Origin of the sequence: Micromonospora sp. CPCC 205554 (genome assembly GCF_036902745.1) — a bacterium.
GTDB lineage: Bacteria > Actinomycetota > Actinomycetes > Mycobacteriales > Micromonosporaceae > Micromonospora > Micromonospora tulbaghiae.
In genome coordinates this window covers 82,802-98,428 of sequence record NZ_JBAKHP010000001.1, presented here as the reverse complement: position 1 = coordinate 98,428, position 15,627 = coordinate 82,802, and the positions used below count along the sequence as shown (strand labels likewise).

Genomic DNA, 15,627 nt, shown 5'->3' with positions numbered 1-15,627 from the left:
TGCCGGTCAGCGGCGCCACTTCTGGTTGGCGGCGCCGGTGCAGTCCCAGATCTGCAGCCGGGTGCCGTCGGCCGAGCTGGGACCGGTGGCGTCCAGGCACTTGTTCGCCTGGGGGTTCACGATGTCCCCGGCCGCGCTGAACACCCACTTCTGCGCGCCGGTGCCGTTGCAGTCGTAGAGCTGCACCTTGGCGCCGCTCGCGGTGGACCCGGCGGTCACGTCGAGGCACTTGCCCAGCGCGCGGACCGAGCCGTCGGCGTTCCAGGTCCAGCGCTGCGCGGCGGTGCCGTTGCAGGTCCAGAGCTGCACCGGGGTACCGTTGGCGGTACCGGCGCTCGCCACGTCGACGCATTTGTTTCCGTACCCGACGATCTGTCCCCCGGTGCCCCCGCCGCCGTTGTCCCAGGCCTGCACCCGGACGTAGTCGACGGTCATGGTCTGCGGGAACGTGGTGCTGCCGTCCGGCGAGCCGGGCCAGTTACCGCCCACCGCCACGTTCATGATCATGAAGAACGGGTGGTCGAAGACCCAGCGGTTGCCGCCGATGTCGGCGGGCGTCTTGCGGGAGTACGCCACGCCGTCGAGGTACCAGGTGATCGAGTCCGGCGCCCAGTCCACGGCGAACGTGTGGAAGGCGTCGGCGAGCGCCTGGCCGCCCGGGAGCGAGGTGGACGCGCCGACGCCGCTGCCACCGGAGTAGCCGGGGCCGTGCAGCGTGCCCCAGACCGTCGACGGCGCGTAGCCGACGTTCTCCATGATGTCGATCTCGCCGCTGCCGGGCCACGGGTTCGTGCCGATATCGTTGCCGAGCATCCAGAACGCCGGCCACAGCCCCTGGCCGCGGGGAACCTTGATGCGCGCCTCGAACCGCCCGTACGCCTGGGCGAACGTGCCGTTGGTGAGCAGCCGGGCCGAGGTGTACTGGCAGCTTCCGTACCAGCAGGAGTAGCCGGCGGGGTTCTCCTTTCGGGCGGTGATGACCAGGTTGCCGTTGCCGTCGAGCGCGGCGTTGCGGGTGCTGTTGGTGTAGTACTGCAGCTCGTTGTTGCCCCAGCCGCCGCCACCGATGTCGTAGCGCCACTTGCTCGCATCGGGGGCGGCGCCGGCCGGGCCGTTGAAGTCGTCGGACCAGGTGATCGCGCCGGGGGCGGCGATCGCGGGGGAGTGCGGGACGACGGCGAGGGCGGCGGTGAGGCCGACCGCCGTCGCCGCCAGTGCGGCGAGGGTACGGATGGTGCGCACGGGGCGCCTCCTGCGGGGGTGGTGGCCGTTACCGTCACGGCGGCCGGCCCCGCCCAACGGTTAACAAACCATACAAATAGACTTCGATGAAGGTATGAACGAAGTCGGTCGATGTCAAGAGAGCGTTTCCCGCTGGCGCTCCGATGTGGGCTCCGGTTCGCGCTGCCGCACCACGGTGGGCCGGCGCATGTCCCGCCACGGGCCGCCCAGCAGCGGCGTCAGCACCACCAGCAGGTAGCAGGCGCCCATCACGACGAGCGTGGACGTGGGGCCGAACCGGTCCGCGGCGAACCCCGCACCGATCGCGCCGGCCGGCATGGCCGCCCACGCGCCCGCGCCGATCACGCCGTACACCCGGGCCCGCATGGCGGGCGGCACCCGCTCCAGCTCGACGGCGCCCATCAGCGGATTGAGCGAGCCGGCGGCCAGCCCGGCCACCGCGACCACGGCGACCACCACCGGCAGCGGCGGCGCGGCGGCGAGCGCCCACAGTGGCGGCGCACCGCACAGCACGTACGCGGTGACGAACGTTGCCCGGCGGGGCAGCCGGTGCCCGATCGCGCTGAACACCAGCGAGCCGACCAGCGCCCCGCCGCCCATGACGCCCACCAGCAGGCCGAACGCGGCCGGTCCGCCGAGTTCCCGGTCGGCGACCACCGGCAGCAGCACCTGGCTCTTGGCCGCGTCGAACAGGTTGGTCACCAGCACCAGCAGGACCATGGCGCGCAGCAGTGGCTCGCGGACCAGGAAGCGCAGCCCGGCGGCGAACTGCCGCCAGTAGCCGCCGGTCTCCGGCTCGCTCTCCTCGCCGGACGGGCTCAGGCCGCGCGGCACCAGCAGCGCCACCACGAGCGCCGACACCGCGAACGTCACCGCGTCCACCGCCAGCACCGGCAGCGCGCCGAACACGCCGACCAGCAGGCCGGCCACCGGCGCGCCGATCATCCGGGCGCCCCGCGAGGTCGCCTCCGCCCAGCCGACCGCCCGCTCGATCGGCACGCCGGCCGCCTCCGCCGCCTCCGGCAGCAACGCCGTACGCGCGGTCTGCCCGGGTGTGTCCAGCAGCCCGCTGACGAAGACCAGGGCCAGCAGTGCCGGGAACGGCAGGCCGACGGTGGAGTGCAACAGGGGTACGGCGGCGATCGTCACGCCGGAGACCACGTCGGCGAGCACGCTGGACCGCCGGTAGCCGATCCGGTCGACGAGCACGCCGCCGAACGCGCCGCCGAGCACCACCGGCGCGGTGGCGAACGCGCCGGCCAGCCCGGTGGCCGCCGGTGAGCCGGTCTCGGCCAGCACGTAGAGCGGCAGCGCGATGAGCGTGAGCACGTTGCCGGTCAGCGAGACGGCGTGCCCGATCAGCAGTCCGGCCAGGGGCCGGCGGTCGCGGTTCACTGCGGCCCCCGGTAGGCCTGCCAGATCAGCGTGACCATCTCGGCGCCGGCTCGGCCGGGTGCGCCGCGCTCCTGCCAGCGCCGGCCCAGCGCGGACAGCTCGTCGCGCAGCTCGACCAGTTCCTCCGGTGTCAGGCGCAGCACGATGTCGCTGCTGGTGGTGCCGCGGACCCAGGCCGGGTCGAGGCTCGCCTCGGAGTCCAGGTACGCCTGGTAGCGGTCCACGTAGCGCTGCATGGCGGCCTGGCGCAGCAGGTTGCCGGCGAGCCGGCGCTCCGGGTCGTCGAGCAGTTCGAGGGGATCCCAGTCGGTGGTGGCGTGTGCGGCCCGCCACCACCGCTCGCGCCGGTCCCGCGCCAGGTCGGGGGCCTCGGTCACGAAGCCGTGCTCGGCCAGCTTGGCGACGTGGTAGCTGACCGAGCCGACCGCCTCGCCGGTCCGCTCGCTGAGCATGCCGACCGTCTGCGGGCCGCGCAGGCGCAGTTCGCCGAGCAGCCGCAGCCGGGTGGGATGGGCCAGTGCCCGCATGGCCCGCGGGTCGCTCACGCGCCGGTTGCCGGTTCCGTCCGTCATACCGACAGGCTAGACCTACAAGAGATGATGTACAAGAACCCTTGTATTCATCGGGCCGCCTGCGGCGTGTGCCGGTACAGGTCGCGCAGCAGGCACACCTCGGCCAGGTGGTGGATCACCTCCCGGTTGATGTGCAGCACGAGCGTGGCCATCGGGACGTCGGCGAACGGCCCCTCGGCCGGACCGCAGGGGCGCGCCAGGCCTTCCTCGCCGAGCGCCTCGACCCCGGCGGTCCAGGCCGCGTACTCCTCGTCGAGCTGGGCCAGCGCGCCGGCCGCGGTCGGGGAGTAGGGGAACGAGCCGTAGTCGGTGGGCGCGCGGCCGAAGTGCGACGCGTTGCGCATGGCCAGCACGCCGACGACGACGTGAGCGAGCCGCCAGGCGATGGTGGTGAACGGCGGCGGGTCCGGCTGCGGCATCGAGAAGTCGATCGCCGGAGTGCCGCCGTCGCCGCGTGGGCGCAGGCTCCAGCAGCCGGGGACCGGCTCCCAGAGGTATTCGGCGTCGGTGAGCCCGGCGAGGCGGTCGCGCACCTGGTGGGCCCAGTGCCAGGTGAGCTGCTCGCGGAGCAGCGGGTTCCAGGTCAGGTCGGTCATGTGGGCCAGCGTGCCACCGGCCTGGGACAGAAAACGGCGGCTCAGCCCCGCCGCGCCGCCGTCCGGCCCTTGAGGCGGCGGCCCATCTCCCGGGCGATCTCCCGCTCGGCGTCCCGCTCGGCGAGCGCCTGGCGCTTGTCGTACGACCGGCGGCCCCGGGCCAGACCCAGCTCCACCTTGGCCCAGCCGTCGGCGAAGTACATCGACAGCGGCACCAGCGTGACGCCGCCGTCGCGCAGCTTCTCCAGGATCCGGGCGATCTCCACCCGGTGCAGCAGCAGCTTGCGGGTGCGCCGGGGCGCGTGGTTGGTCCAGGTGCCGAAGCCGTACTCGGCGATGTGCAGGCCGTACAGCATGATCTCGCCGTCGCGCTCCTGGGCGAACGCGTCGACCAGCGACACCCGCCCCTCGCGCAGCGACTTCACCTCCGTGCCGGCCAGCACGATGCCCGCCTCGTACGTCTTGAGGATGTCGTAGTCGTGCCGCGCCTTCTTGTTCGAGGCGATCAGCTTGCGCCCGTTCTCCCTGGCCACGCGAGCAGGGTACCCGCCGGCGGCGGCTGCGGTCCGGTCGCCGGGCGCGCCGCGGTCACCCAGCCGGTGGTGATCAGCAGCAGCGCCGCGCAGTAGGTGACCATCACCAGCAGGCCCCGCCCGGGCAGCTCGATCCCGGTCGCGCCCACGCCGATGAGCAGGTCGGAGACGAGGAAGAACGCGCCGCCCGCGGCGACCCGCGCGGACACCCCGGTCGCGGCGGCGGCCATCAGGCACAGCGCCAGGCTGTAGCCGAGCACCGGCAGCCGCAGCGGCCCGAGCATGCCCCACAGCAGCGCGTTCGCGCCGGCCCAGGCGAGCAGGTAACCGGCCCACGCCACGACCGGCGCGCGCCGGTGCCGCACGAAGGCGGAGATGAACGCGAGCTGGGTGACCAGGAAGAAGCCCATGCCGGCCAGGAACGCGGTGTCACCGGGCAGGAGCAGGGCGACGTCGCCCGCGGTGGCGGCGACCAGGCCGACCGCCACCGCGTCGATGCGGCGCCGGTGCGCCCAGAGGTACGCCAGTAGCACCGGCGCGAGCAGCGGCTTGGCCAGCCACTGGAGCACCGTCGAGTCCAGCGCGACCCCGACCAGTTCGACGGCGGCGACCAGCCCGAACACCAGCAGCAGCCCGGAGCGCCTCATCGGGCCGGCTGCCAGCCGGGACGGCCGAACAGGTAGCCGAGGCGGTGCCGCCAGCAGTCGGCCCGGCGTACGTCGGACCAGATCGCGGCGAACTCGTGGGTGGCCACCCGCAGCGGGTTGTAGGTGCCGATGTTCTTGGTGAGCCCGTAGCGCGCGGTGGCGCGCTCCGGCTCGAACGTGCCGAACAGCCGGTCCCAGATGATCAGGATGCCGCCGTAGTTGCGGTCCAGGTATTCGGTGTTCGAGCCGTGGTGCACCCGGTGGTGCGACGGCGTATTGAAGATCCACTCGATCGGCCGGGGCAGCACCTTGATCCGCTCGGTGTGCAGGAAGAACTGGTAGAGCAGGCTGACCGACTGCTGGAGGAAGATCATCCACGGCGGGATGCCGAGCAGCGCCAGCCCCAGCCAGAACGGCAGCGAGGTCATCGGCGTCCAGCTCTGCCGCAACGCGGTCGAGAAGTTGTAGTAGACGCTGCTGTGGTGCACGACGTGGCTCGCCCAGAGCACGCGTACCTCGTGGTGCGAGCGGTGGAACCAGTAGTAGGCCAGGTCGTCGGCGAAGAACAGGATCACCCAGGTCCACCAGTCGCCGGGGGACAGGTGCACCGGCGCGACGGTCCACAGCGCCGCGAACAGGCCGACGGTGAGCAGCTTCCACGGGAAGCCGATGATCTGGCTGCCCAGCCCCATGGACAGGCTGGTGGTGGTGTCCCGCAGCTCGTAGCCGCGTTCGTCGTCGTCGGGCAGGAAGCGGTAGGAGACCGCCTCGACGACGATCAGGAGCAGGAACGCCGGGACGGCGTACAGCACGGCGGGGATCATGCGCGCGCTTCCCTTCCGGGGGTGGGGGTGGTGGGGGTGGTGACCGGCGCGGTCAGCAGCGCCCGGGCGTGCCGGGCCGCCGCCGCGCCCTGACCGGAGGCGACCGACGCGGCGAGCCGGCGGTGACCGGCCACGTCGAGCAGTTCGGCCGCGCGGGCGTCCGGGGGGACGTCGCCGACCGCGAACGTGCCGGCCACCAGGCTGTTGAACGCGAGCTGGTAGGCGGTGTTGCCACTGCCGCGCACGACCAACCGCCAGATGGCGATGTTGGCCTCGTTCATCCGGTCCAGGTCGGGAGCCAGGTCGCCGTACTCCTCGGCGGCCCGCACCAGGGCGGCGACCACCGCCGGGTCCGCGCGCTCGGCGCAGAGCCGGGCCGCGTCGATCCCGACGCAGGCCCGCATCTCCAGCATGTCGCGCACCAGCGTCTCGACCGGGAGTACGTCACCGGAGCGGGCGAGGGACAGCGCCAGGTCAAGCCCGGCGTGGACCCGCCAGTCCAGCACCCGGGTCGCACCGCCCTGGCTGACCCGGACCAGGCCGAGCTGTTGCAGGCGGCGCAGCGCCTCCCGGACCGCGTGCCGGTTGACCGCGAACGCGCCGGCCAGCTCCCGCTCGCCGGGCAGTGTCTCGTCCGGCGCGTAGCGACCGGACACGATCGCGTCCCGGAGCCGGCCGAAGACGTGGTCGGAGACCGACACACGGGGCGCGGGATCGAAGGTCATGCGCAGCAGTGTGGCCCCGAACACATCAACCCGTCAACTGGTTGTACCAGTGAATTTCGAGGGCGGCGGCCGGTGCGTGCCGTCCCGGTCACCCCTCGTATCCTTTCCGCCGTAGTGCCCGCCAGAGGGAAGGGAGTCGGTGTGAGCGACGGGGTCGAGACGCTGGAGTTCCAGGCCGAGGCCCGTCAGCTGTTGCAGCTGATGGTGCACTCGATCTACTCGAACAAGGACGTCTTCCTGCGCGAACTGATCTCGAACGCGTCCGACGCGCTGGACAAGCTGCGACTGGAGTCGCTCGTCGACAAGGACCTGTCGGCCGACACCTCCGACCTGCACATCGAGATCGAGGTCGACAAGGACGCCCGTACGCTCACCGTGCGGGACAACGGCATCGGCATGACCCGCGACGAGGTGGTCGGCCTGATCGGCACCATCGCCAAGTCCGGCACCGCCGAACTGCTGCGCAAGCTGCGGGAGTCCGCCGACGCCGCCGCCTCGCAGGAGCTGATCGGCCAGTTCGGCGTCGGTTTCTACGCCACGTTCATGGTCGCCGACAGGGTGACGCTGCTGACCCGCCGCGCCGGGCAGTCCGGCGGCACCCGCTGGGAGTCCACCGGCGAGGGCACCTACTCGATCGAGGAGGTCGGGGACGCACCCCAGGGCACCTCGGTCACGCTGCACCTCAAGCCGGTCGACACCGAGGACAACCTGCACGACTACACCGCCGAGTGGACGATCCGCGAGATCGTCAAGCGCTACTCCGACTTCATCTCCTGGCCGATCCGGATGACTGTCGACAAGCCCGGCGAGGACGGCGCCACCACCCGCGAGGAGCAGACGCTCAACTCGATGAAGGCGCTCTGGGCGCGCTCGCGGGACGAGGTCGACGAGGCCGAGTACAAGGAGTTCTACCGGCACGTCGCGCACGACTGGGCCGACCCGCTGGAAACCGTCCACATGCGCGGCGAGGGCACGTTCGAGTACGAGGCGCTGCTGTTCCTGCCCTCGCACGCCCCGCTCGACCTGTTCTCCCCGCAGGGCCGCCGCGGCGTGCAGCTCTACGTCAAGCGCGTGTTCATCATGGACGACTGTGACGCGCTGATGCCCAACTACCTGCGCTTCGTTAAGGGCGTGGTGGACGCGCACGACCTGTCGCTCAACATCTCCCGGGAGATCCTCCAGCAGGACCGGCAGATCCGCGCGGTGCGCCGCCGGCTGGTCAAGAAGGTGCTCGCCACGCTCAAGGACATGTCCGCCGAGTCGTACCGCACGTTCTGGACCGAGTTCGGCGCCGTGGTGAAGGAGGGTCTGCTGGAGGACCCGGACAACACCGAGACGCTGCTGGAGCTGGTCCGCGCCGCCAGCACCCACGACCCGGCCGAGCCGACCACGCTGCGCGCGTACGTGGAGCGGATGAAGGACGGCCAGACCGAGATCTACTACGCCACCGGCGAGAACCGGGCCACCATCGAGAACTCGCCGCACCTGGAGGCGTTCCGCGCCAAGGGCTACGAGGTGCTGATCCTCACCGACCCGGTGGACGAGGTGTGGGTCGAGCGGGTCGGCGCGTACGACGGGAAGACGCTGCGCTCGGTCGCCAAGGGACAGGTGGACCTGGAGACCGAGGAGGAGAAGGAGAAGGCCGAGGCGGAGCGCCAGGAGTACGCCGACCTGCTCACGTTCCTCGGCGGCGCGCTCGCCGACAGCGTCAAGGAGGTGCGCCTGTCCACCCGGCTGACCACGTCGCCGGCCTGCGTGGTGGGCGACGCGCACGACATGACGCCGACGCTGGAGAAGATGTACCGGGCGATGGGCCAGGAGGTGCCGCAGGTCAAGCGGATCCTGGAGCTGAACCCGGCCCACCCGCTGGTCACCGGGCTGCGCAAGGCGCACGGGGAGGGCGGCGACACCGCCGCGCTGACCGAGACCGCCGAGCTGCTGTACGGCATGGCCCTGCTGGCCGAGGGCGGCGAGCTGGCCGACCCGGCCCGGTTCACCCGGATCCTCGCCGACCGCCTGGCCCGCGGCCTGTAACTCTCTCCCGACCGACGCCGGATCCCGGTACGCACGTCCGCGTACCGGGATCCCCGGCGCGTTCGGTCAGGGGAGCGCGGGGTAGAGCGCGGCGACTCCGCCGGACAGGCCGGCCTGGACCCGGCGGGCGACGTCGTCGGCGAGAATCTCGTAGCTGTCGGACTCGATGCCGTCCACGGCGAGCCGGGCGACGTCGGCCGGGTCGGCCTTCGGGCCGGGAACGGCGGCGGCCATCTCGGTGTCCATGTAGCCCACGTGCAGCCCGGCGACCCGGACACCCCGACCGGCCAGTTCCAGGCGCAGCGCGTTCGTCATCGACCACTCGGCGGCCTTCGCGGCGCCGTACGCGCCGACGCCGGGGAACGTGAACCAGGACAGCGCGGACAGCACGTTCAGGATCGTCCCGCCGCCGTTGGCCGCGATCCGGGGCGCGAACGCCCGCACCACCGACAGCGTGCCGAGATAGTGCGTCTCCAGCTCCAACCGGATCTTGTCGAGGTCGCCGTCGAGCAGGTCGGTGCCGGTGCTCACGCCGGCGTTGTTGACCAGCAGCGTCACGTCACCGGCCCGCTCCGCGGCGGCGGCCACCGACGCGGGGTCGGTGATGTCGAGGCGTACCGGGGTGACGCCGGGCAGGTCCACGGTGTCCGGGTTGCGCGCGCCGGCCCAGACGGTGGCGCCGCGCGCGGCGAGTTCGGCGGCCAGGTGCCGGCCGAAGCCGCGGTTGGCGCCGGTGACCAGGGCGGTGCTTCCAGCGATCTTCATGTCTCGCTCCGAGAGGTGGTGGGGAAGGGAGGTCAGGCGGACAGCAGGCCCGGACCGGGCAGGACGGCCAGCTCGCCGGGGGGTACGTCGTGCCCGGCGTCGCAGCGCAGCCGGGCGTGCACCGCGGCGCCGCACTCCTCGTGGGCCACCCGGACCGCCGGGCCGGCCTCGTCGGCGGCGTACGCGTCGCCCCACTGCCGCAGCGCGACCAGCACCGGGATCAGGTCGCTCCCCTTCGCAGTGAGCACGTACTCGTCACGGGTGCGCTGCCCGGGCTCGCGGTAGGGACGCCGGTCGAGCAGCCCGTCGGCGACGAGCTGCTTGAGGCGGGCGGCGGCCACCGGCTCGCTGACACCGACCCGCCGGGCGAAGTCGTCGAAGCGGCGGGTGCCGAACGACGCCTCCCGCAGCAGGAGCAGCGTGGTGCGGTTGCCGACCACCTCCAGCGCCCGGGCGATCGAGCAGTTGGCGGTGGACCAGGAGTCACGCTGCGCGAGGAGGTCCGTCATGGCGTCGACGGTACCCACCTGACTTAGGAAAGCAAAAGTCAGCTACCTCACAGCTGGCCGGGGAAGAATCCGTGCCGGGCCAGCGGCTCCACGATCTGGTGCTCCTCGTACGACAGGTGCGACAGCAGCGTGTCGGTGAGCAGGTCCACCGCCTCCTGGAGGCCGGTGAAGTCGCCGGGCCGGCGGACCAGCTCGACGAGCGCCCGGTCGACGCTCTCCACCACCCCGTGGATCACCACGTGCTCCTCCTCCAGGCGGTCCAGCACGGCGGCCAGGCCGGCCTCGGAGCGGCGCAGGTGCGGGAAGATCGAGGCGTCCTCCAGCCCGTGGTGCTGGGTGACCATCGTGCAGTACGCCGCGCAGTACGCCCCGAGCGTCCAGTTGTTCTGCCGCATGGTCATCTCGTTGAGGGCGGCCCGCGCCCGGCCCGGCGAGACCGAGCCCCGCTTGACCTGTTCCAGCAGGTCGCGCACCTGGGCCAGCTCCTGGCGCAGGTGGTCGTGCACGTCCACCAGGTGCTGCCCGGCGGCCTGTCCCCGGGCCGGGTAGACGTGTCCGTCCGGCGGCGGCGGGGCGCTCGGGCGGGTGGACTCGTCCCAGGGGCGGCGCGCGCTCAGGCGTACCCCCGGGTCGGGGGTGGGGGTGACGCCGAGCGTGCTCGGGCCGCCGGCGGTGGTCTGCTCCTCGGCGGCCGCGCGGGCGCCGTCGCCGGGCGTGGCGCGCTCGGCGGCGACCAGCTCCCGCACCGCGGGCGCGACCTCCTGGCCGAATATCTGGATCGCGCGCGGCTCGTCGCTGCCGAGGATGAACGTGGTGATGCCGTGCTCCAGCGTGAGCCCGGCCAGCTCCTCCACCCACTGGTCCGGCGGCCCGGCCAGGAAGCCGGCCGACGAGCGGGCGAACGTGCCGGTCACGTTGAGCATGCGGCGGATCGCGGCCGGGTCGCGCCCGGCGGCGTGGGCGCCCTCGTCGACGAGCGCGTTCAGGGCGGGCAGCTCGTCGGGGCCCTTGGGCAGGTAGGACAGGGACGGCAGCCAGCCGTCCGCGGCGCGGCCGACCAGGCGCAGCATGCGCGGCTTGTACGCGCCGACCCAGATGCCCACCGGGTGCGCCGGCGCCGGCCCGCGCTTGGCGCCGACCACCCGGTAGTGCTCGCCGTCGACGCGGATCATGCCGCGCCGGTCGGTGTCCCAGACCTCGCGGATCACCCGGATCGCCTCGTCCAGGGCCTCGACGGCGGCCCTGGGGGACAGGCGCCGCCCGCCCGCGGCCTCGATCGCGTCCCAGAACGCGCCCGCGCCGAGTCCCAGCTCGACCCGGCCGCCGGTGAGCAGGTCCAGGCTGGCGATGCTGCGCGCCAGCACCACCGGCTGGCGCAGCGGCAGGTTGAGCACGTTGCCGGCCAGGCGGATGCGCTCGGTGGCCGCGCCCAGGTAGGACATCAGCGTCCAAGTGTCCAGGAAGCCCGGCTGGTACGGGTGGTCCTGGAACGTGACCAAATCCAGCCCGACCTGTTCGCAGAGCCGGGCGAGCGCCACCACCTGGTCGGGCTGCCCGGCGGCGGGGGTGAGGAAACCGCCGAAGGTCAGCTCGTGTCCGTGATCGGTCATCCGTCCCGCCCTCCCGTGATCTTGCCTGGCCCTGCCACCGTAGCGCCGCCGCCGGTAGCCCGGCCGGGTGAAGAGCATCACAAGAAGTGGACGATCGTCGCAAAACGTCCCTAGCGTCGGTTTCGTTCGCAGACGCGGACACCGCGGGCCGGAAACGCCAAATCCCGCCGCCGGCCCCGGTAACCGAACCTCGTGCGGGAGCGGGGGAACCACACGTTCCACGGTGCATCGTCACCTCGGGGTGAAGCCGCCACCGGCGGCCGGGCTCCTCGGCCCGAACCCGACAGCTCACCTCGTCGGCGTGGAGGAATCCACATGGCAACTGAATACTCAGCCCGAAGCCGCCGTACCGCTCTCGGAGCGGTTCTGGCCGGCGCCGCCGTCGGCGCCGCGACCCTGTTCGGCCCGGCCGCTCCGGCCAGCGCGGGCGTCAACTGGGACGCGGTCGCGCGTTGCGAATCCGGCGGCAACTGGAAGATCAACACCGGCAACGGCTACTACGGCGGGCTCCAGTTCTCCCGCGCCACCTGGAACGGCTACGGCGGGCAGAAGTACGCCGCCCGCGCCGACCTGGCCAGCCGGTCCGAGCAGATCGCCGTCGCCGAGAAGGTGCTGCGCGGGCAGGGCATCGGCGCGTGGCCGGTCTGCGGCAGGAAGGGCGGCTCGGCGAGCGCCGCGGCGACCCGGTCCGAGAAGGCCACCCCGCGCAAGGCCGCCCCGAAGCGGGCCGCCCCCCGCAAGGCCGCGCCGGAGCGGCCCGCGACGAAGGTCGCGCCGCAGCCCGCGACCGGTGCCGGGACGTACGTGGTCCGGCGCGGGGACACGCTGTCGGAGATCGCCGTGGCGCAGCGCGTCGACGGCGGCTGGCGTGCCCTGCACGAGCGCAACCGCGCCGTGGTCGGCGACGACCCGGGCCTGATCTTCCCCGGTCAGCGGCTGCGCCTGCGCTGACAGCGGTCCGGAGAACGCCCGGCCGGTCCGTCCGGCCGTCCGCCCGTGCGCGACACGCCGCGTCGCCGGTGTCCGGCCTGCTCCCGGCGCCGGGGCGCGGCCCGCGACGGCCGGTGACCGCGATTAGTCGGAGCCTGTTGCTAGGGTCACGGTGCTCGGCTAAGACGTGAAGAAAGCGCGGAAATGACCAACGACCCGTTCTCGGCGGCCGCGAGCCTCGACGAGCTGCTGACCCGCACGCAGCAGGCGCTCACCGCGATGCGCTCCCGGGCCTCGGCGCACGCCGACGGCGAGCCGGGCGACCTGCTCCGCGCCGAGGGCACGGCCGCCGGCGGGCGGGTCCGTGCGGTCGCCGTCCAAGGTGGCCGGCTGGATTCCGTGACGATCGACCCGGAGCTGGCCGGCGAGCCCTTCGACGTCCTCTGCGGACACCTCGTCACCGCCGCCAACGCCGCGCTGTCCGAGCTGGACGCCCAGGTCAGCGCATCGGCGCGGGCCGACGCCGACGCGCTCGCCGCCCGGCTCGGCAGCATGGGCGACCAGGCCGAACTGTTCGGCCGCGCGATGCACGAGGCGGCCGCGCGGATCCACCGCGACCGCGGCACCCCGTCCCGGGCCGGGCGCCCGGCCTGACCCGACCGCACACGCCCCGGCACGACGAGGCGCCGCCCCGGCGCGCGGCTCCGGCCACTCGCGGCGCGGCACCGGTCCGGCACGGCACCGGCCCCGCACGCGGCACCGGCCTGACACGGCGAGGCGGCCGGCCGCCGGGAGGACGACGACCGGCCGCGCACGCCACGGTCAGCTCAGGATGACCGCGGTGTCGTCGACGACGAAGGACGTCTGCAACGAGCTGTCCTCCACGCCGCTGAACGAGACGGTCGCCGTGGTTCCGGCCAGCGACGAGATGTCGAAGGACCGCTGCACGTAGCCGGTGGCCTTGTTCAGGTTGGAGTAGGTGGCCAGCGTGGTGCCGCCCGCCTTGACGGTGAGCTTGTCGTACGCGGTGCTGGTGGTCGACTCCGCGCTGTCGATGTGCAGCCAGAAGCTCAACGTCGCCCGGCATCCGGCCGGGATCGTCACCGACTGGCTGAGCGTGTCGGTGTGCGACGAGCCGTACCCGTCCAGCCACGCCTTGTACGAGCCACCGTGCGCGGCCTGGCCGCTGTCGGTGGTGATGACGCCGGACGAGGCGCTCCAGCTCACGTTGCCCGACTCGAAGCCCGGGTTGGCGAGCTTGTTGCCGGAGCAGCCGCCCGACGGCGGGGTGGTCGTGGTGCTCGGCGTGGGCGTCGGGGTGCCGCCGGCGCAGGTCGGGTCACCGGACTGGGCCGGCACGCTCACCGCGTCCCAGGCCGCCTTGACCGTGTTGAACTCCGCGCAGCCGCCCGGGTAGAGGTTCTTCGCCGCCTGGAGCGTCCAGGTGCGGTACTTCAGGTACGACGAGGACGAGGTCTTCAGCAGCATCGCGTTGTACATGATCTTCATGGCCTTCTGGATGCCGAGGCCGGTCACGCTGCTGCCGTTGCAGGTCGAGCTGGACGGCTGCCCGTTGGTCGGGCTGCTGCCGTTGGCCAGCAGGTAGAACCAGTGGTTGCCCGGGCCGGCCGCGGCGTGCACCTCGGTCGACGGGATGCTGCTGGAGTAGCAGTTCGGGTCGCCGAGCGCCGACGGGTTGTACATGTTGCGGATCGGGCCGGAGCCGACCAGGTTGATCTTCTCGCCGACCAGGAAGTCCGGCGCGTCGTAGCTGGACGGCTCGTTGGCGAACCACTCGGTGGCCGCGCCGAACGTGTCCGCCACGAACTCCTGCGTGCCGCCGCCGGAGATGCCGCCGGGGGTGTTGTCGTCGATGCCGTGGCCGATCTCGTGCGCCACCACGTCCAGCGAGCTGATCCACTGGCCGGCGGTGTTCTTGCCGATCTGCACCTGGCTGCCGTCGTAGTAGGCGTTCTGGTCGTTGAGGCCCACCCGGATCGGCCAGTATCCGCCGTTGCCGTTGGCGCCGTTGCGGCCCAGCCACTGGGAGAGCATCTTGTGCTCGGTCTGCGCGGAGAACAACGCGTCCACGCAGCCGGTCTCCTTGTTGGTCGCGGTGCCGTTGCCCCAGACGTCGTCGGAGCCGCTGAACGTGGTGTTGTTCGCCGCGTCCTGACAGCTCAGGTTCGTGACGGTCGGGTCCTTCATGGTGTACGTGGAGCCCGACTGGGTGGTGTTGAGCGTGAGCGGGCTGGGCCCGTTCCAGGCGCCGGTGCCGGTGCCGCGCACCACGTGCTCCTGCTTGCGCAGGACCGCGCCGGTGCGGGCGTCGACGTCGACTGTGAGCCGGCTGGGGCCGTCCGCGCCGGTGCCGCGTACCGTGGTCTCCCAGGCCAGCGCCGGTGCGGCACCGAGCGTGTAGACCACGAGCGTGGTGCCCTCGACCGCGTTCACGGTCGTGAGCTGGGCGCGCGCCGTCTTCGCGGCGGCGTCCCGGGTCAGCGCGGGCGTGGTGGCGAGGGCGCCGATGGGCCGCTGCTGGGCGACCGAGGCGTACTTGAGGTTGCCGGCCGCGTCCGTGGCGAGCACGAAGTCGCCACCGACCACCGGCAGGCCCTTGTAGGTGCGCTCGTAGGGCACGTACTGGGTGCCCTCGGAGGAGATGACCGGCTTCTGGACGAACGCGTCGTCGGAGCCGGCCTGCAGGTAGGCGGGGCGGTTCGCGACCAGCGCGCGGGCCGAGTCGGCGGCGGTCGCGCGGGCCTGCGCCGGGTCGGGGGCGGCGGGTCCGGGCGGCGCGGCCTGCACGGCGGCGGCGGTCCCTGCGGCGAGCAGGCCGGCCGCGGCCGCGCCGGTGAGCGCGGCGAGGCGAGGTGAGAGTTTCACGGGGGTTTGCTCCTGTTCTACAGGCGCGCCGCACGGAGCCCGGTGGGGACGGGCGGCGCGGTGGTGCGAGGCAGGGTGACGGCCGGTCACCGGAGCTGCCGGCGTGGCTCCGGGTCGACAGATCGACCGTCGCGATCCGCCGGGGGTCGGCGGCTCGCTGGTGCACGATCACACGCCGCGCGAGCCCGGAGCAATGGGTGACCTGGGCAACGACTGGCAGTCGGGCGTGTCGCCGCGCGCGTCGATTCAGGCAACCATGATCTTCAATAGGCGCTGATCAGGGCGAATATCGCCGACGGTGGATGAGCGGCGGTGCAAATTGCGGACGTTGCCGCTGTGTGCGAATGGCGCGCATAGAC

The 15,627-nt window shown here is 72.6% G+C and carries 15 protein-coding genes and 1 riboswitch; of the genes, 3 read left to right on the top strand and 12 right to left on the bottom strand.

Annotated elements, in window-relative coordinates:
- Nucleotides 1-6 precede the first annotated feature (6 nt).
- From V6U82_RS00475 to V6U82_RS00440, 8 genes are all read right to left on the bottom strand, one after another.
- A complete protein-coding gene (locus V6U82_RS00475; protein WP_334458506.1) occupies nt 7-1,242 on the bottom strand; it encodes a ricin-type beta-trefoil lectin domain protein in 1,236 nt (411 codons plus the stop codon).
- A gap of 114 nt (nt 1,243-1,356) precedes the next feature.
- Complete coding sequence (locus V6U82_RS00470; RefSeq protein WP_334458505.1) at nt 1,357-2,637, bottom strand: MFS transporter; 1,281 nt, start codon at nt 2,635-2,637, stop codon at nt 1,357-1,359.
- Nucleotides 2,634-3,209 (bottom strand): helix-turn-helix domain-containing protein, encoded by a 576-nt coding sequence (locus V6U82_RS00465; RefSeq protein WP_128137847.1) that lies wholly within the window; start codon nt 3,207-3,209, stop codon nt 2,634-2,636. The genes V6U82_RS00470 and V6U82_RS00465 overlap by 4 nt, the downstream gene beginning before the upstream one ends.
- Nucleotides 3,210-3,256: 47 nt before the next feature.
- The gene (locus V6U82_RS00460) at nt 3,257-3,805 is read right to left on the bottom strand and encodes a DinB family protein (RefSeq protein WP_334458503.1); all 549 of its coding nucleotides are present in this window, start codon (nt 3,803-3,805) and stop codon (nt 3,257-3,259) included.
- Between the two features lie 41 nt (nt 3,806-3,846).
- Entirely contained in the window at nt 3,847-4,338 is a 492-nt protein-coding gene (gene smpB, locus V6U82_RS00455; protein WP_128137849.1) for an SsrA-binding protein SmpB, read from the bottom strand.
- Nucleotides 4,311-4,985 (bottom strand): lysoplasmalogenase, encoded by a 675-nt coding sequence (locus V6U82_RS00450; RefSeq protein ID WP_334458501.1) that lies wholly within the window; start codon nt 4,983-4,985, stop codon nt 4,311-4,313. Before V6U82_RS00450 ends, smpB begins: the two co-directional genes overlap by 28 nt.
- Nucleotides 4,982-5,809 carry a sterol desaturase family protein gene (locus V6U82_RS00445; RefSeq protein ID WP_334458500.1) on the bottom strand — a complete coding sequence of 276 codons (828 nt, stop codon included), beginning with the start codon at nt 5,807-5,809 and terminating at the stop codon, nt 4,982-4,984. Before V6U82_RS00445 ends, V6U82_RS00450 begins: the two co-directional genes overlap by 4 nt.
- The gene (locus tag V6U82_RS00440; protein WP_128137852.1) at nt 5,806-6,534 is read right to left on the bottom strand and encodes a FadR/GntR family transcriptional regulator; all 729 of its coding nucleotides are present in this window, start codon (nt 6,532-6,534) and stop codon (nt 5,806-5,808) included. Before V6U82_RS00440 ends, V6U82_RS00445 begins: the two co-directional genes overlap by 4 nt.
- A gap of 141 nt (nt 6,535-6,675) precedes the next feature.
- On the opposite strand from V6U82_RS00440, the gene htpG reads away from it, so the two are divergent.
- Nucleotides 6,676-8,568 carry a molecular chaperone HtpG gene (gene htpG, locus V6U82_RS00435; RefSeq protein WP_334458499.1) on the top strand — a complete coding sequence of 631 codons (1,893 nt, stop codon included), beginning with the start codon at nt 6,676-6,678 and terminating at the stop codon, nt 8,566-8,568.
- Between the two features lie 66 nt (nt 8,569-8,634).
- Here htpG and V6U82_RS00430 read toward each other — a convergent pair whose 3' ends face one another.
- From V6U82_RS00430 to V6U82_RS00420, 3 genes are read right to left on the bottom strand one after another with little or no spacing between them, the layout of a single operon-like run.
- Entirely contained in the window at nt 8,635-9,333 is a 699-nt protein-coding gene (locus V6U82_RS00430; protein WP_334458497.1) for an SDR family oxidoreductase, read from the bottom strand.
- A 32-nt stretch (nt 9,334-9,365) separates the two neighbouring features.
- Nucleotides 9,366-9,842: a winged helix-turn-helix transcriptional regulator gene (locus tag V6U82_RS00425; RefSeq protein WP_334458496.1), complete on the bottom strand. Its 477-nt coding sequence runs from the start codon at nt 9,840-9,842 to the stop codon at nt 9,366-9,368.
- Nucleotides 9,843-9,889: 47 nt separating this feature from the next.
- Nucleotides 9,890-11,452 (bottom strand): LLM class flavin-dependent oxidoreductase, encoded by a 1,563-nt coding sequence (locus tag V6U82_RS00420; RefSeq protein WP_334458495.1) that lies wholly within the window; start codon nt 11,450-11,452, stop codon nt 9,890-9,892.
- A gap of 171 nt (nt 11,453-11,623) precedes the next feature.
- A riboswitch (cyclic di-AMP (ydaO/yuaA leader) is annotated at nt 11,624-11,769 on the top strand.
- Here V6U82_RS00420 and V6U82_RS00415 point away from each other — a divergent pair.
- Entirely contained in the window at nt 11,768-12,403 is a 636-nt protein-coding gene (locus V6U82_RS00415; RefSeq protein WP_334458494.1) for a transglycosylase family protein, read from the top strand. (Overlaps the previous riboswitch by 2 nt.)
- A gap of 183 nt (nt 12,404-12,586) precedes the next feature.
- Entirely contained in the window at nt 12,587-13,036 is a 450-nt protein-coding gene (locus V6U82_RS00410; protein ID WP_334458493.1) for a YbaB/EbfC family nucleoid-associated protein, read from the top strand.
- A 168-nt stretch (nt 13,037-13,204) separates the two neighbouring features.
- Here the strand turns inward: V6U82_RS00410 and V6U82_RS00405 are convergent, their stop codons facing one another.
- Nucleotides 13,205-15,268, bottom strand: coding sequence for a M4 family metallopeptidase (locus tag V6U82_RS00405; RefSeq protein WP_334458492.1), 2,064 nt, complete (start codon nt 15,266-15,268; stop codon nt 13,205-13,207).
- Between the last annotated feature and the right edge of the window lie 359 nt (nt 15,269-15,627).

Coding starts and splice junctions, on each gene's coding strand:
- V6U82_RS00465 (WP_128137847.1), bottom strand. CDS start 3,209: ATGACGGACGGAACCGGCAACCGGCGCGTGAGCGACCCGCGGGCCATG.
- V6U82_RS00460 (WP_334458503.1), bottom strand. CDS start 3,805: ATGACCGACCTGACCTGGAACCCGCTGCTCCGCGAGCAGCTCACCTGG.
- V6U82_RS00450 (WP_334458501.1), bottom strand. CDS start 4,985: ATGAGGCGCTCCGGGCTGCTGCTGGTGTTCGGGCTGGTCGCCGCCGTC.
- V6U82_RS00445 (WP_334458500.1), bottom strand. CDS start 5,809: ATGATCCCCGCCGTGCTGTACGCCGTCCCGGCGTTCCTGCTCCTGATC.
- V6U82_RS00440 (WP_128137852.1), bottom strand. CDS start 6,534: ATGACCTTCGATCCCGCGCCCCGTGTGTCGGTCTCCGACCACGTCTTC.
- V6U82_RS00430 (WP_334458497.1), bottom strand. CDS start 9,333: ATGAAGATCGCTGGAAGCACCGCCCTGGTCACCGGCGCCAACCGCGGC.
- V6U82_RS00425 (WP_334458496.1), bottom strand. CDS start 9,842: ATGACGGACCTCCTCGCGCAGCGTGACTCCTGGTCCACCGCCAACTGC.
- V6U82_RS00420 (WP_334458495.1), bottom strand. CDS start 11,452: ATGACCGATCACGGACACGAGCTGACCTTCGGCGGTTTCCTCACCCCC.
- V6U82_RS00415 (WP_334458494.1), top strand. CDS start 11,768: ATGGCAACTGAATACTCAGCCCGAAGCCGCCGTACCGCTCTCGGAGCG.
- V6U82_RS00410 (WP_334458493.1), top strand. CDS start 12,587: ATGACCAACGACCCGTTCTCGGCGGCCGCGAGCCTCGACGAGCTGCTG.